This window comes from Thalassospira profundimaris (assembly GCF_003326755.1).
Taxonomy (GTDB): Bacteria; Pseudomonadota; Alphaproteobacteria; order Rhodospirillales; family Thalassospiraceae; genus Thalassospira; species Thalassospira profundimaris_B.
In genome coordinates this window covers 109,246-124,074 of sequence record NZ_JPWH01000013.1, presented here as the reverse complement: position 1 = coordinate 124,074, position 14,829 = coordinate 109,246, and the positions used below count along the sequence as shown (strand labels likewise).

General features: G+C 56.0%; 12 protein-coding genes and 1 tRNA gene. 2 read left to right on the top strand and 11 right to left on the bottom strand.

Translation table 11 applies throughout. The annotated features are described in order from the left end of the window. Positions 1-5: 5 nt before the first annotated feature. From TH25_RS15760 to TH25_RS15715, 10 genes are all read right to left on the bottom strand, one after another. The gene (locus TH25_RS15760; protein ID WP_114089312.1) at positions 6-1,244 is read right to left on the bottom strand and encodes a restriction endonuclease subunit S; all 1,239 of its coding nucleotides are present in this window, start codon (positions 1,242-1,244) and stop codon (positions 6-8) included. Beyond that, positions 1,234-2,724, bottom strand: a complete 1,491-nt coding sequence (locus tag TH25_RS15755; protein WP_114089311.1) for a type I restriction-modification system subunit M — start codon at positions 2,722-2,724, stop codon at positions 1,234-1,236. Before TH25_RS15755 ends, TH25_RS15760 begins: the two co-directional genes overlap by 11 nt. Positions 2,725-2,912: 188 nt before the next feature. Next, positions 2,913-2,987 (bottom strand) — tRNA-Gln (locus tag TH25_RS15750). A 134-nt stretch (positions 2,988-3,121) separates the two neighbouring features. Further along, positions 3,122-4,012, bottom strand: a complete 891-nt coding sequence (locus TH25_RS15745; RefSeq protein WP_114089343.1) for a 4-(cytidine 5'-diphospho)-2-C-methyl-D-erythritol kinase — start codon at positions 4,010-4,012, stop codon at positions 3,122-3,124. Positions 4,013-4,035: 23 nt separating this feature from the next. Next, positions 4,036-5,754: a tetratricopeptide repeat protein gene (locus TH25_RS15740; RefSeq protein ID WP_114089310.1), complete on the bottom strand. Its 1,719-nt coding sequence runs from the start codon at positions 5,752-5,754 to the stop codon at positions 4,036-4,038. Positions 5,755-5,981: 227 nt separating this feature from the next. Further along, entirely contained in the window at positions 5,982-6,605 is a 624-nt protein-coding gene (locus TH25_RS15735) for a DJ-1/PfpI family protein (protein WP_114089309.1), read from the bottom strand. A gap of 90 nt (positions 6,606-6,695) precedes the next feature. Further along, complete coding sequence (locus TH25_RS15730) at positions 6,696-7,880, bottom strand: M20 aminoacylase family protein (RefSeq protein ID WP_114089308.1); 1,185 nt, start codon at positions 7,878-7,880, stop codon at positions 6,696-6,698. A 94-nt stretch (positions 7,881-7,974) separates the two neighbouring features. Then, a complete protein-coding gene (locus TH25_RS15725) occupies positions 7,975-8,463 on the bottom strand; it encodes a hypothetical protein (RefSeq protein WP_114089307.1) in 489 nt (162 codons plus the stop codon). 2 nt (positions 8,464-8,465) lie between these two features. Further along, on the bottom strand, positions 8,466-9,296 hold the full coding sequence (locus tag TH25_RS15720) for a DUF3100 domain-containing protein (RefSeq protein ID WP_114089306.1): 831 nt from the start codon (positions 9,294-9,296) through the stop codon (positions 8,466-8,468). A 175-nt stretch (positions 9,297-9,471) separates the two neighbouring features. Next, a complete protein-coding gene (locus TH25_RS15715) occupies positions 9,472-10,401 on the bottom strand; it encodes a LysR family transcriptional regulator (RefSeq protein WP_114089305.1) in 930 nt (309 codons plus the stop codon). A gap of 261 nt (positions 10,402-10,662) precedes the next feature. Between TH25_RS15715 and TH25_RS15710 the strand changes: the two genes are divergently transcribed. Both TH25_RS15710 and TH25_RS15705 read left to right on the top strand, forming a co-directional pair. Then, positions 10,663-11,562 (top strand): NAD(P)-dependent oxidoreductase, encoded by a 900-nt coding sequence (locus TH25_RS15710; protein WP_258549185.1) that lies wholly within the window; start codon positions 10,663-10,665, stop codon positions 11,560-11,562. Beyond that, the gene (locus tag TH25_RS15705) at positions 11,559-13,094 is read left to right on the top strand and encodes an aldehyde dehydrogenase family protein (protein ID WP_114089304.1); all 1,536 of its coding nucleotides are present in this window, start codon (positions 11,559-11,561) and stop codon (positions 13,092-13,094) included. The genes TH25_RS15710 and TH25_RS15705 overlap by 4 nt, the downstream gene beginning before the upstream one ends. An 87-nt stretch (positions 13,095-13,181) precedes the next feature. Here TH25_RS15705 and TH25_RS15700 read toward each other — a convergent pair whose 3' ends face one another. Continuing rightward, positions 13,182-14,819, bottom strand: a complete 1,638-nt coding sequence (locus TH25_RS15700) for an electron transfer flavoprotein-ubiquinone oxidoreductase (RefSeq protein ID WP_114089303.1) — start codon at positions 14,817-14,819, stop codon at positions 13,182-13,184. Positions 14,820-14,829: the final 10 nt, after the last annotated feature.

Genomic DNA, 14,829 nt, shown 5'->3' with positions numbered 1-14,829 from the left:
TACACCTATACCCGTTTGCGACCAGAGAGTAGATCGGACATGAGACCAGATTTTAGAACTTGAAGCTGGGCGAGTTTTTCCAAGCTCACATTCAATGCTGTCTCAATACCATCAAACTTTTCGGCGATCTGATTTTGTTCCTCTATAGGAGGAACCGTGATCAGCAACGATTTGAGTTTTTTGAGCGTGATTTCCTTGAACGTGGACCCCTTAACCTCTCTTAGAGCGAGTTGGACTGTTCTGGGGGCAGCCATTACCCAGAAGAGATAACGAGATGTAACTCTTTCGCCTGGAGCTATCCGAGCAGTCCCTTGCGTCAAGTTTGCTCCTGAGAGAAAATCTGGCACAGGAAGAACATGCCCAATCTTTCCTCGAAGGGCATAAACAATATCATCCCCCTTAACCTCAGACCTTTTATATTTGGCCGCAATGTCAGGGCTTGTTCGCATCATTCCTTTAAGGGATAGCCCTGTTTCGTTCATGTCCGAAACACGAATATATGGAACGCCATCATCAACATGCGGTCCAGCTTGAACTATTCCGTAGGTGATCTTGCGGTCAGGTGGAGTAATATCGTCTAAAGATAAAACCTCCCAACTTTCTGGAATCTCCCCTAATTCGGTTTGTTTGAACTTGGTGTGACCGATGCCTTTGGTGAGGAGGGTTTGAAGCAGTCCTTTTTTGACCTGTTTGGTTTGGTCAATGACGGCTTTGGTCGCGGCAATCGCCTCATCCACGCTGCTCAGAACTTCCGCGATTTTCTTTTGTTCAGGAAGGGGAGGGAGGGCGATGGGAAATCTTTTTAGCTGAGTTAAGCTTATATTTGGCTGTGCACCCGTTGTTTTCTGGTCTTCAATTAACTTTCTTACACCGTGACTTTGAAGGTAGTAAGATACGAAACAAAGATTTTCAGTGATTCCTTTGATTAATGCAACAGCTTGATTTGTATTGGCTTCTTGATTTTCCTTATAAACAGCAATTCTTCCAAGAGTTCCGGCTATGGTAAAAAGGATGGTGTCTTTCTTAATGATGGAGCGCCTGAAAGCACAGTGGCATTCTTCTGTGATAAATGTAGATGGTTTCTGAATATTTCCAGATTCATCAATATTTTCTACTTTCAAGAAAGGTATGCCTTTTGTTTGGTAGCCGTAGCCTAATGTTGTTGGCGTTGTTCCTTTGGTAACCACATCAGAAATATCGCCAATCGTTGATTTACGCCATCCTTCCGGTACTTCATGCGTCATAGCCTAGCTCCTTGAGGAAACCCATCATTCTGGCTTCGGCTTCATCACGTTGCTGGCGCAGGGCCTTTAGTTTGACCACCTCGGCGGCGACATCGATCTCGTCGTCGTCTTCGTCGGTGCTGACATAGCGGGAGATGTTGAGATTGTGGTCATTGTCGCGGATTTCATCAAGGGGGACGGTGCGGGAAAAGCGTTCTTCATCGGCAAAGCTGTGGAAGGCATTGGTGAACCGTTTCAAATTGGCATGTGACAGGTGGTTCTGCGCCTTGCCTTCCACGAGTTCCTGAGATCCATTGATCACCAGAACCTTGCCCTTGCGCTCTGCTGGTTTGTTCTTGCGAATGATCAGGATACAGGCCGGAATACCCGCGCCATAAAACAGGTTTGGTCCCAGCCCGATTACCGCATCAATCAGATCATCTTCCAGAAGTCCTTTGCGGATTTTGGCTTCTGCCCCGCCCCGGAACAGAATGCCGTGCGGAAGGACCACACCCAACATGCCGTCTTTCTTGAGGCTGGCGACCATGTGTTGAACAAAGGCCAGATCGCCATAGGATTTTGGCGGGCAGCCATAGGTATCGCGTCCGAATTTGTCCCCGGTGGACCAAGTATCATAGCCCCATTCCTTTAGCGAGAATGGCGGGTTGGCGAGGACACGGTCAAAGGTGCGAATGGCCTTTGTGCCATCACCCACCAGATGCTTGGGGTCGAGCAGGGTATCGCCACGTTCGACAAAGGCATCGTCAATGTCGTGCAGGAACAGGTTCATGGAACAGATCGCCCATGTATTGAGGTTCTTTTCCTGACCATAGAGCGACAGGGAACGCGGGTTCTTGCCCTGGCGTTCAAGATGGTGGAAACATTCCAGCAACATTCCGCCAGAGCCACAGGTTGGGTCGTAGACCGACATGCCTTCATCGGGCTTGAGGCATTCGACAATCAACCGCACGACCATCTTGGGGGTATAGAACTCGCCGCCCTTTTTGCCCGCATCATCGGCAAATTGCGCAATCAGATATTCATAGGCATTGCCCAGCATATCGGCTTCGACATCGGCATGGCGAAAGCGGTGCTTTTCAAAATGCTGCAACAGTTTTTCAAGGGTGGCATCGGGGAAACGCTGTTTATTGTTGAAATCCACATCCTGAAACACGCCGCGCAGGCGCAAATTGGCGTCTTCGATGGCATGGAAGGCAGCGTTTAAATGTTCGCCAATATTGGTGGTGTGCTGGCGCACATCACGCCAGAAATGGCCTTCGGGAATGTGAAAACGGTGCTCGTCGGGGTCGGCGGCAAGGTCGCTATCGCCATACTGGCCCAGTTTGCGTTCATATTCCTCCTCCCAGACATCACAAAGACGGCGGTAAAACAAAAGGCCGAAAATGTAATGTTTGAAATCCCCTGAATCGATGGAGCCGCGCAGAATATTGGCTGCCCCCCAAAGGTGTGACTCAAGTTCCTGAAGTGTCAACTGAGACATGTAACCGCTATTTCCCTGCAACTAAGGCACGCTAAAGGTGTAAGAAAACACCATAGCGCATAGCGGTTTTTTCGCAATTGGTTAGGCAGGCGAGGGATGGGGATTTTGCAGCCTTGCTCGGGCAAAGATTGTGCAAAGATAGCCGCAAAAGAAAACCCCTTTGAGGAAAACCTCAAAGGGGTTTGTCTTGGCTGGGGCGGTAGGATTCGAACCTACGGTACACGATACCAAAAACCGATGCCTTACCACTTGGCCACGCCCCATCAGCGTGTGTGGCGCGGAAAATAGCGTCCTATTCCGCCAAGTGCAACCCTCTATTTTGATCCTTTTTTCTTTGCGGCGGATTTTTTTGCTTTGGCTGCGTTTTCAGGGGCTTGGCGGGGCCTGCCTGCGGGGTTTAACCCTGTGGGGGCGCAATTTTGCAATCCTTGACCCACCAGTCGGGATTGGCATTTGCAATGGCGCTGGCGGCACGGGCGGCCATTTGCGCATCGGGATAGAGGCCAAAACAGGTCGCCCCGCTGCCCGACATGCGGGCCAGCAGGCAGCCATCGGCGCGGGCCAGGGCATCCATCACATCGCAAATTTCCGGCAGCAGGGTAACGGCAGGCAGGGTCAAATCATTGCGGCATTCACGCAGCGCATCGGCAAGCGCGGTGACATCGGCAAAGGATTGGTCCTTGGCCCACAAATCCGCCTCGGTAAACTCGCCATCCCGCGCATTAAAAATTGCCGGGGTGGAAACCGCCTTGCCGGGATTAACCAGCACCATTGAAAAACCGGGCAGCGGGGCCAGCGGGGTAAGCTGTTCACCAATGCCCTGCATGAATACCGTGCCGCCTTCAAGGCAGACCGGCACATCGGCCCCAAGTTCCAGCGCCAGCGGGGCCAGCTCCGCCGGGCGGGCAGGAATGCCCCATAATTTGCACAACACCCGCAGGGTGGCCGCCGCATCGGCCGACCCCCCGCCAATGCCCGAGGCCACGGGCAGGTTTTTTTCCAAAATAAGTTCCGCCCCCTGGCGAATGCCAAAACGGTCCCGCAGCAGGTTGGCTGCACGCATCACCAGGTTATCGGCGGTGCTGGCATCGGCCAGGGCCGGGGCCATTGGCCCGGTGAGGGCAAGGGTAAGGGTGTCGTCATCGGCCGGGCGGGCGCGAATGATATCGCCGCAATCGGCAAAGCAGACCAGGCTGTCAAGGGTATGATAGCCATCCTCGCGCTTGCCGGTGACATGCAGGAAAAGGTTAATCTTGGCCTGTGCCGGTTCGATCAACTGGTTGTGCATGGCCCTGCCCATTTTTTAACAGGTTAATTGGTTGCAACCGTGCCGGTTGCGGGTTTTTTGCCATTCAGTTTTGCCAGAACTTCCTTGCGCAGGTCCGCAGATGGATCAAATGACAGCGCGCGGTGCCATTGAAACTCCGCCTCGTGAATACGCCCGACCTGATAATAGGCATCGCCGAGATGGTCATTGAGGGTTGGATCATCGGGGATCAGCGAAACCGCATGTTCCAGTTCCGTCACCGCCTGTTCATAATGTCCCAGCTTGTAATAGACCCAGCCCAGACTATCGACGATATAGCCGTCATCGGGTTTTAGCTCGACAGCGCGTTTGAGCATGTCCTGGGCCTTGTCGAAATTCACGCCCCGGTCCACCCAGCTATAGGCCAGATAATTCATGACATAGGGCTGGTCAGGCTCCATATTCAGGGCGAGGAGAAAGTCTTTCTCCGCCTTGTCCCATTCGCCGCCCTGTTCATAGGCAATACCGCGACGATAAAGCAGCCGCCAGCCGACATTCTCCGCCCCGCCAAGCTGGGCAATGGCGCGGCTATAGGCATCGGCGGACGGGTTAAACTGTTTGGTGGCGCGCAACACATCGCCAAGCTGGATCAGGGCATCGGGCCGGTCCGGGCGTTCGCTGACCATGCGGCGCAACAGCGCGACGGCTTCGTCATTCCGGTTGATTTCCGTCAGGCAGGCGGCCTCGCGCAGGCGGGCATTCCAGCTATGCGGGGAATTTTTCGGGATGGATGTGTAAATCGCAATCGCATCGTCCCAGCGTTTGCGGATTTCCATGACCTCGCCCACCAGAAGTTTGGTCACGGCATCGCCGGGCCGAAGGGATAGCGAAAACCGCGCCATGATCAGCGCCGGGTCAACGGCATTTTCCTGGCTTAACAGGGTGGCAATATCCAGATACCCCTCCGCCAGGCCCGAGGCCGGGGTCAGCGCGGTGCTGATGGGCGGTTCGCCTTTTTTCAGGCGTTCAAGATGATAGGGCATGGCAAGGGACTGCGGATGGCGGTCCATATAGCTTTGATAGAGCAGTTCGGCTTTCTGGTTCTGGCCCTTGCGTTCGTAAATCGCGCCCAATGCCTCGGCGGCGCGCAGCGGCGCATCGGCCGGGTCGCCATAGGCATTGGCAAGGGCCTGTTCCGCGCCGTTCAGATCGCCAAAATAATCCAGAATCAGGCCCCGGTGATATTCCGAAAGCGGCGACAGGCTTTTATTGATTTGTAATTCATCAAGGGCGGCCAGGGCATCGCGGCGGCGGTCCAGCGCGGTAAAAAGCCAGGCCCGCGCAAGGGGCCGGATAATGGAATTCAGGCCGCGATTGGGCAGGGTATTGATGGTATCGAGTGCTGCCTGGTAATTTTTGGCGCGAATATCGGCATCGGTCACGGCCAGAACGGCAAACAGGTCCTGCTGGGGCTGTTCGGCCAGCAATTGCCGGGCGATGGGCGCGCTATCGGCAATCCGGCCATCGGAAATCAGGGCCAGAAAGGTGCGGCGGCGCAAATCGTCATTGCCGGGCTCAAGTTTTTGGGCGCGAAACAGATATTGTGCGGCCGCGTCATCGGCATTGTCGCCTTGCGCAACCTTGCCTGCCAGGAAATTGCCGGCAAAACCGTCGCTTTGCGGATAGTCAAAAGGCTGGTTTCGGGCATTGGGGCCAAGCGTGCCACAGGCAGAAAGGGCAAGGGCCGTTACCGGGACCAGCAGATGTAACAGATTGCGCTTCAAGAATTTTTCCTGCGTTTTGTTTTTGCTCGCGGTGGGCCGCCGGGATGATCAAACGGCATGGCAATCCGTTTAAACATATGTCGTTACCCTACTCATTCGGCCCATATAAGGCAAAACATTTGCCTGCCATTGGACATGGATTTCATCACATTGCCGCGATTCCGGCCTTTCAGGCGCAGGCAAAACTGCGGGGTGCGGCCTGTTGCCAGGGTTTTGGCAACAGGGGGTTAGCAATAAAGGGCCGGTTGGGCGGGGACATTCAATTGCGCGCGGATAATATCGCCCGCCGTTTTGACAAAGAAGGATTTTTGTCCGACCGGAGCGACATATTCCAGAATAGTCAGCGCGGTATCCAGCTCCAGGGTCCGGGCAATGACCCAGCCCGCCAGATATTGCGCGGCCAGGCAGCCGCCACTGGTGACGATATTGCCCTGGGCGATCAGGGGTTTATCCTCGACAATGCAGCCGGTGGCCGCCAGCAGCGGACGGGTTTTGGCATCGGTGGTGGCGGTGGCGGGCAACAGGCCCAATTGATGCAAAAACAGAACGCCCGAACATTGCGCACCGATCAATTGACGGCGCGGGTCCAGTTTCAGTTCGCTGGCAATGATGCCATCGGCGGTATGGTCGCGGGTGCGGCTGCCACTGCCAAACAAAACCACATCGGCCTTGTTGGCAAAGGATAGCGGCTGTTGGGCCGTGACCATCACCCCGTTCATCGAGGTAACGGTTTTTTCCGGCGATGTGATCTGGACGGACCAGCCTTCGGCCTGGACCCTGCCCAAAATGGACAGGGCGACAAAGCTGTCAATTTCGTTAAAGCCATCCAGTGTCACAATCGCGATTTTCATTCGTCCTACCGCCGCGCAGTTAAAAAAGGGCGGCTATTGAACGCGCAGTTTGCCCCTTAGACAAGAAAAATACGTATGATGCCCGCAAAATCATGCTGCCAGCGCCTGTTTGACCAGCGAAATCCAGTAACTGACGCCATAGGGGATGGCGGCATCGTTAAAATTGTAGGCCGAATTATGCAACAGGCAGTTGCCATCGGTCGGGCCATTTCCCAGCCAGACGTAACTACCGGGTTTGGCATTGAGCATAAAGGCGAAATCCTCGCTCGCCATCGAGGGTTCCGGGCTGGTGTCGATCTGATCGGCCCCGATAACCTGTGTTGCGGCATCCAGGGCGATGGCGGTTTCGGCCTCGCTATTGATGGTGGCGGGGTAGCGGCGCTGATACATCATGCGCGCGGTACACTCAAAGGCGCGCGCGGTGGCATCGGCCACGGTTTTAAGGCGGTCCTCCACCATATCCTGCACCGCCGGGTCAAAGGTGCGCACCGTGCCGCGCAGGGTGGCGGTTTCGGGGATGACATTCCAGGTATCGCCCGCCAACATCTGGGTTGGCGAAATCACCGCACTTTGCAGCGGGTTGACATTGCGCGCCGGAATGGTTTGCAGGGCCAAAAGTACTTGGCCCGCCGCCGTGATCGGGTCGCGGCCCAAATGCGGCATGGCGGCATGGCAGCCCCGACCGTCAATATTGATTTCAAAGATATCATAACTTGCCATCATCGGCCCGGCCTGCATCGCCATTGTGCCAACATCGCGGCCCGGCCAGTTGTGCATGCCGTAAACGGCATCAACCGGATGGCTGTCAAACAGGCCTTCTTCCACCATGTCGCGGCCGCCACCCTCATTTTCTTCGGCAGGCTGAAAAATGAAATCCACCGTGCCGGTAAAATCGGGGTTTTCCGCCAGTATTTTCGCAGCCCCCAGCAGCATCGTCATATGACCATCATGGCCGCAGGCGTGCATTTTACCCGGATGTTGGGAGGCATAGGGCAAATTGGTGGTTTCGTGAATATCGAGTGCATCCATATCCGCACGCAGGCCAATGCGTTTGCCTGCACCGCCTTTGCCTTTCAGGGTCGCAACCACGCCGGTTTTGGCGATGCCGGTTTTGACCTCCAGCCCGAAGGATTGCAGCTTTTCCGCGACAAAGGCGCTGGTCAGCTTTTCCTCGAACGCGGTTTCGGGATGGGCGTGCAAATGGTGCCGCCAGGCGGTAAATTCATCAACTAGTTCGGTGGCACGCGGATGAAGAACAGGTTTTGAGGCGGTCATTTGCTTACTCTTTACAGGCTGGAAGGGGCGAATGGGGGGCAAAACGGGGAACATGATGCCCCCGCTTTGCAAGATTGTACAATGTGATTGCCGATCAAACGCCTTGCAGGCGCAAAATCAGTTCTGCCACCAATACCGAACCGGCATAGGTGCCCAGAAAGACAAAACACGCCACCAGCGCCAGTTTCCAGCCGGAATGTTTGGCAACCTCGATTTCTTTTTTGGCAATGGCAAACCCGGCATAGGCCAGGGCCGGGGTGGCAAGGGCCAGGAAATTGACCGATTTGGCCTGGGCGACAACCCATTCCGACCCGGGAACACCCGGCAGGGTCGCAACGATGCCCACCAGCGAAATCCAGGCAACGCTGGGCAGATAAAACGGGGCAAACCGGGTGAGCGCCAGACCCACCAGCGAGATGACATAAATCACCACCATGCCCATAAAGCCATCGGCAAGCGGAATTTTCGGCCCCACCGTATTCATTACCAGCCCGACCAGGCAGACAATGATCAGGGTCAGCGCATGATCGACCAGATCAATTTTCGCGCGGGTTGATTTGGTTGCAACGGCACTTTCCGACATGATCAGCCCTCCGTCCTGCTGGCGTTGGCAAGGTCTTTTTTGCCTGCCGTCGCGTTATAGATTTTTTCAACAATCGGCAGGGCCAGGAACAGCCCGGCATACAGCCCGGTGGCATAGGTCAGAAGGTTGCTTGCCCCGGCCAGAGCCAGGATTTCATCCTTCATCGAGGGGACAACTTCGGTCAGCGCCCCGGTACAGGCGGCCATCATCGAGCCACTGCCAATGCCGCACGCCATTGCCAGCGCACGCGGATCAAACAGGTTGGAACTGGCAAACAGCGAGGCCAGGATGGCGAAGATAAAGGTGCCAAACAGGGTGCCAATCACGTAAACGCCCATCACCCCGGTGCCTTCCGGACTTTTGAGGGTGTAACGGTCAGCAATGATGGCAAGGTTGGGTTCACGCGCAATCGAAAAGGTTGCGCCAATGGCCTCGCGCCCCATTTTAAGCCCCCACACCGCCAGCGGAAACGCCAGCACAATGGTGCCAAGATTACCCAGTTCCTGCAAAATCAGGGCGGGGCCCGCCTCGATAATTGTGTTGATGGCCGGGCCAATGGTGGTGCCGAATTTGGCAATAAACGGCATGATCGCAACCACGATTAACGGTGATGCCGCCTGGACTTCCTTTTGACGGATGATTTTGCCGAATTTCGGCATCAGGTTGGGGTTCATCAATGCTGCCATGACAAACGCATAAAGCAGCGGCAGCAGCAAAATTGCGCCAATCCCCAGCGGAATTTTCTGAATGCCGATCAGTTCGGCAATGGCCCCAATAACAATAACAGCAAGGTGAAGCCGCCAAAGCTCCAACTGCCCCCGAAGCGCGTTCATTTCCCAGTCTCCTTGACGTGATACGGCCCTGTCCCCGGTCTTTGGCCGTGGCGGATTTCACAATTTTGCCATTTTTTGTGCCGGGGATTTTGACCGAGAATGAAAACTCGCCCAAGCCGGTGCAAGTGCCATTTTGGGATGGCTTTGTTGCCAAAACGGCAACACCTATGGGCGTTCAGGGATGTTCGTCGGGGTACCAGGCGGCGCCAAAGGCCTCCATCCGCTCGCAAATCATCTTGGAAACGGCCCGCACGGCAGCGGTTTTGGGTCTTTCCTTGCGGACCAGCAAATGCGACGGCACACGGTCCAGATACGGGTCCGTCAGCGGGACGGCAACAACCTCGCCCCTGCGTAGTTGTCGTGATACGGCAAAGGCAGGCAAAAAGGTGATGCCGCCACCCGAGAGGACAAAATGAATGGCGACATTGATCGAATCGGCAGTCAGAAAGGCATCGCGTGTCAGGCTGTGACCCTGATCGACATTGGCCAGCAGTTTGGCAACGCCAAAATGCGGGTTCAGCAGGGCCAGTGGATAAGTCAGGGTTTCGGCCAAAACGCAGCTTGTCTGCTTTGCCAGCTCGAATTCCGGGGGCACAAGGGCGCAAAGCGGCGCGTGGCCTTCGGCCAGCAATTCCAGGTCCGGGTTGCGCGGCGGGTTGAAAACCAGGCCCATATCATAATCATCGCGCAAAATACCGTGGGTCATTTTTTCGGTCCCGGCGACATCAATTTCCAGGCGCACATCGGGAAATTCATCGCGCAGCGGGCGCACGACATGGTTGACCAGGTCCACCACAAACCCTTCACCGGTGGCGATGCGCACCGTGCCGGCAATGGCCCCGCGTGCGGCGGCTAGGTCCACGGCAAAGGCCTCGTCCATTTCAAAGCGGCGACGGGCATGGGCGGCAACCATATGGCCCGATTCGGTAAAAATGATGCCGCGTTTTGTGCGCTCCATCAAAAGCGTTTCCAGATGCGCCTCAAGTGCGGCGATTTGCCGGCTGATGGCGGATGGTGCAATACGCAAATTTTCGGCAGCCGTACGAATGGAGCCGCATTCAAACACAGCCAGAAAATAGCGCAGCGGTTTATCGTCGATCTTCATGGCATATCGGCCTGATGCAGGGATGTTTGGCGGAGTGCCAAGTTTGCCTGATTTATAAAACGGATCACGCAATCAGACCATACCTGTTGCTGTTTCGGCAACAATATGTTCCGGCAATTGATCTTGAGTTCGCCGGGTATCGATTGGAAAGTTCCGGGGCAAAATCAAAAATCACATCGGATCATGCAGGGTGGCGACAGGAAGACGCGGTTTTATCCGGCATCCCTGCTGTCTGGCAGTCATAGTAATGAGGCAAATATCGTGAGCAATCCGCAAACAGGTGCCATTGGCGTCGTGGGTCTTGGCAATATGGGGCTGGGCATGGCCCGCACCCTGCTTCGGGATGGTTTTTCCGTGACCGGGTTTGATGTGTCGCCGACAAGCCAGGCCAATGCCGCCGCAGCAGGGGTAACAATTGTGGCCAGCCTTGGCGCGGTGTTTGACGCCTGCCCGACCATCATTCTGTCCCTGCCAACGGCAAACCATGTGCGTATGGTTTTAACCGGCGATGGGGGCCTTGCCACCCGCGACCTGGACCCGCGCCTGGTGATTGATACCACCACCTCCGAACCCGATGTAACGCGCGAGATTGATGCGGCATTGCGCCAGCAGGGCCACATCCTGATTGATGCGCCGGTAAGTGGTGGCCCGGCAGGGGCCAATAGCGGCAATTTGACCATGATGGTCGGCGGGGCCGAGGCCGATGTGGCCCGTGCCCGGCCGGTATTGAATGCGCTGGGCGGCAAAATCACCCATGTCGGCCCGGTGGGGGCGGGCCATGCGGTGAAGATTGTGAATAACATGCTGGTGGCAAGCCATCTTTTGACCATGCGTGAGGCGGTGCGTTTGGGAAATGCCGCCGGTGTGACCACCGAAAACCTGATTGCCGCGCTGAATGCCGGGTCGGGCCGTAGCGCGATCAGCGAGGTGAATTATCCAAAATGGGTGATGAATGACGCATTTGACAGCGGCTTTACAATGGGCCTGATGCGCAAGGATATGCGCCTTGCCATAAGCCTGGCAGAGCAAAAGGATATTCCCCTTCCGGTTTGTGAACTGGCCGGAAAAATTTGGGCCGATAGTGCCAAATTGTTGTCTGATGATGCCGATTTTAACCGGATTACCGAATGTGCGCCCATCCTGGCAGGAGAAAAAGCATGAGCCAGCAAGCCAAATTGATGCCGCGTGATTACCAAAAGGCGATGGCCCCGTTTTTCGGAGCAGACGACATCGGAAGTTGGGTGAATGGCACAATAATGCCCGGGCGCGGCGATGCGTTCGAGCTGACTGACCCGGCCACCGGCAAGGCATTTTTTAGCATCAGGGATGCCGGGGCCGAAGTGGTGGACGCCGCCATGAGTGCTGCTGTTGCCGGGCAGAAAGTCTGGTGGGCCCTGAGCGCGGCTGAACGCGGGCGCATTTTGTGGCGGATCGGGCAGCAGGTGCGTGATCATCTCGATGAGCTGGCCTTGCTGGAAACCATGACGGCGGGCAAGCCGATCCGTGATACAAAGGTTGAGGTGCTAAAAGTCGCCGAGATGTTTGAATATTACGCCGGGTGGGCCGACAAGCTGCATGGCGATGTCATCCCGGTGCCGACCAGCCATTTGAACTATACCCGTTACGAACCCTATGGTGTGGTCACACAGATTACCCCCTGGAACGCGCCAATTTTTACGGCGGGCTGGCAGTTGGCCCCGGCCCTGTGTACCGGCAATGCAGCGGTGTTAAAACCATCGGAAATGACGCCGCTTTCATCACTTGCCCTGGGGGTTTTGTCGAAAAAGGCCGGGCTGCCCGACGGGGTGATAACGGTGCTGGCGGGGTTGGGTGCCACAACCGGCGTTGCCGCCACCACGCATGATGCCACCCGCAAGGTGGTATTTGTCGGCTCCCCGCGGACCGGGGCGATTATTGCCAGCCAGGCCGCACAAAACATCGTGCCCTGTGTGCTGGAACTGGGCGGGAAATCGGCCAATATTGTGTTTGAGGATGCTGATTTGAAACGCGCGGTCCTGGGTGCACAGGCCGCCATCTTTAGCGGGGCGGGGCAAAGCTGCGTTGCCGGGTCGCGCCTTTTGGTGCAACGAAGCGTTATGGATCGCTTCCTTGATATGCTGGTGGAGGGGGCCAACCGTATTCCGGTTGGCGACCCGATGGACAGCGCCACCCAGATTGGCCCGATCAATAATGACGCCCAATATCAGACCGTTTGTCGCCTGGTGGCGGACGGCCAGAAAGAAGGGGCCACATTGCTGGCAGGTGGGATGCGCCCGGACGGTGCGGCTTGTGAGAATGGCTATTTCCTGCGCCCGACGGTTTTGGGCGATGTGCGCAATGACATGAAAATTGCCCGCGAGGAAATTTTTGGTCCGGTAGTTTCCGTCATTCCGTTCGAGGACGAGGCCGAGGCGGTGGCAATCGCCAATGACAGCAAGTTTGGCCTGGCCGGAGCTGTCTGGACGCAATCGGTGGATCGTGCGCACCGGGTGGCGGCACATGTGCGGGCAGGGACCTTCTGGATCAACAGTTACAAAACCATCAATGTCATGTCGCCCTTTGGCGGTTTTGGGGCCAGTGGTTATGGTCGCTCCAGCGGGAAGGAAGGGTTGATGGAATATATGCAACCCAAAAGCATTTGGACGGAAACGGCGGCCAATCCGCCCGCCGCATTCGGATACGCCCCCGAATAACGGGACGAACGCGTTGTTGTTATTTATGAGGTCAAAGGGCCGCATCACAGGATGCGGCCCTTTGGTCGTTTATGTGCTTAAGCCAGCTTACATATTCGGGTAAGTCGGGCCCTCGCCGCCTTCGGGCACCACCCAGACGATGTTCTGGGTCGGGTCCTTGATGTCGCAGGTTTTGCAATGCACGCAGTTCTGGGCATTGATTTGCAAACGCTGGCCGCCTTTTTCCGTATCCTCGACAAATTCGTAAACCCCGGCCGGGCAATAGCGGGCTTCGGGCCCGGCATATTTGGCAAGGTTCACATCCACCGGCACGCTGTCATCTTTTAAGGTCAGGTGGATCGGTTCATCTTCACGATGATTGGTGTTCGATAGAAAAACCGATGACAGCTTGTCAAAGCTGATCTTGCCATCCGGCTTGGGATAGTCAATTTTCGGCATATCCGCTGCCGGTTTCAGGCAGGCATGGTCCGCGTGGTTTTTAAAGGTCCAGGGGGCCTTGCCACCAAAGACATAGGTATCAACAGCACTATAGACCATTCCGCCCCAAAAGCCCCATTTGGCAAAGCTCGGGCGGATATTGCGGACTTTGTACAGTTCCGGGTAAATCCAGCTGTTTTCAACACCCTTGGGATAGGCATCAAGCACCGGTGCCGGGCTGTCACTGGTCAGTTGCTCGAACGCGGCCTCGGCAGCCAGCATGCCGGTTTTCATCGCGGTGTGCGAACCCTTGATTTTCGGCACATTCATAAAGCCGGCCGAACAGCCAATGATGCAACCGCCGGGGAAAACCAGATCGGGCAGGGATTGAAAACCGCCTTCGTTCAGAGCGCGTGCGCCGTACGAAATACGACGGCCGTTTTCAAAAATCTTGCGTACTTCCGGGTGGGTTTTGAAACGCTGGAACTCGTCAAACGGGCTAAGGTGCGGGTTTTCGTAATCCAGGCCAATCACAAAACCCACCGCGACCTGGTTATTATCCAGATGATAGAGGAACGACCCGCCATAGGTTTTGCTATCCAGCGGCCAGCCGACCGTATGCTGGATGGTGCCTTCCTTGTGCACAGCCGGGTCAACTTCCCACAATTCCTTGATGCCGATGCCATAGGTTTGCGGATCGGCATTTTGGCGCAAATCATACTTGCGGATCAGTTGTTCGGACAGTGAGCCCCGGCAGCCTTCGGCAAAGAAGGTGTATTTGGCATGCAATTCCATGCCCGGTTCGTGGTTGGGGCCGGGCGAACCATCGCGTTTCAGGCCCATGTCACCCGTGGCAATGCCTTTGACCGAGCCATCCTCGTGAAACAGCACCTCGGCGGCGGCAAAACCGGGATAAACCTCTACCCCCAGTGCCTCGGCCTGTTCGCCCAGCCAGCGGCATACATTGCCCAGGCTGACAATGTAGTTGCCCTTGTTGTGCATCTGCGGCGGGGTGGGCAGTTTGCGTGCGCCCGTTTCGCTTAGCATGATGAACTGGTCGTCGGTTGCAGCAACATTCAGCGGTGCGCCGCGTTCCTGCCAGTCAGGGAAAAGCTCGTTGATCGCGCGGGGCTCAACGACCGCACCAGATAATATGTGCGCGCCGACTTCAGGTCCCTTTTCCACCACGCAAACCGTGATTTCCTTTTCCTGTTCCTGGGCGAGTTGCATCAGGCGGATGGCAGCGGCAAGGCCCGAAACGCCTGCACCAACGACCACCACGTCAAATTCCATGGATTCCCGTTCCATCTCGTCTCTC

Coding starts and splice junctions, on each gene's coding strand:
- TH25_RS15705 (WP_114089304.1), top strand. CDS start 11,559: ATGAGCCAGCAAGCCAAATTGATGCCGCGTGATTACCAAAAGGCGATG.
- TH25_RS15715 (WP_114089305.1), bottom strand. CDS start 10,401: ATGAAGATCGACGATAAACCGCTGCGCTATTTTCTGGCTGTGTTTGAA.
- TH25_RS15760 (WP_114089312.1), bottom strand. CDS start 1,244: ATGACGCATGAAGTACCGGAAGGATGGCGTAAATCAACGATTGGCGAT.
- TH25_RS15755 (WP_114089311.1), bottom strand. CDS start 2,724: ATGTCTCAGTTGACACTTCAGGAACTTGAGTCACACCTTTGGGGGGCA.
- TH25_RS15730 (WP_114089308.1), bottom strand. CDS start 7,880: ATGACCGCCTCAAAACCTGTTCTTCATCCGCGTGCCACCGAACTAGTT.
- TH25_RS15700 (WP_114089303.1), bottom strand. CDS start 14,819: ATGGAACGGGAATCCATGGAATTTGACGTGGTGGTCGTTGGTGCAGGC.
- TH25_RS15735 (WP_114089309.1), bottom strand. CDS start 6,605: ATGAAAATCGCGATTGTGACACTGGATGGCTTTAACGAAATTGACAGC.
- TH25_RS15725 (WP_114089307.1), bottom strand. CDS start 8,463: ATGTCGGAAAGTGCCGTTGCAACCAAATCAACCCGCGCGAAAATTGAT.
- TH25_RS15720 (WP_114089306.1), bottom strand. CDS start 9,296: ATGAACGCGCTTCGGGGGCAGTTGGAGCTTTGGCGGCTTCACCTTGCT.
- TH25_RS15745 (WP_114089343.1), bottom strand. CDS start 4,012: ATGCACAACCAGTTGATCGAACCGGCACAGGCCAAGATTAACCTTTTC.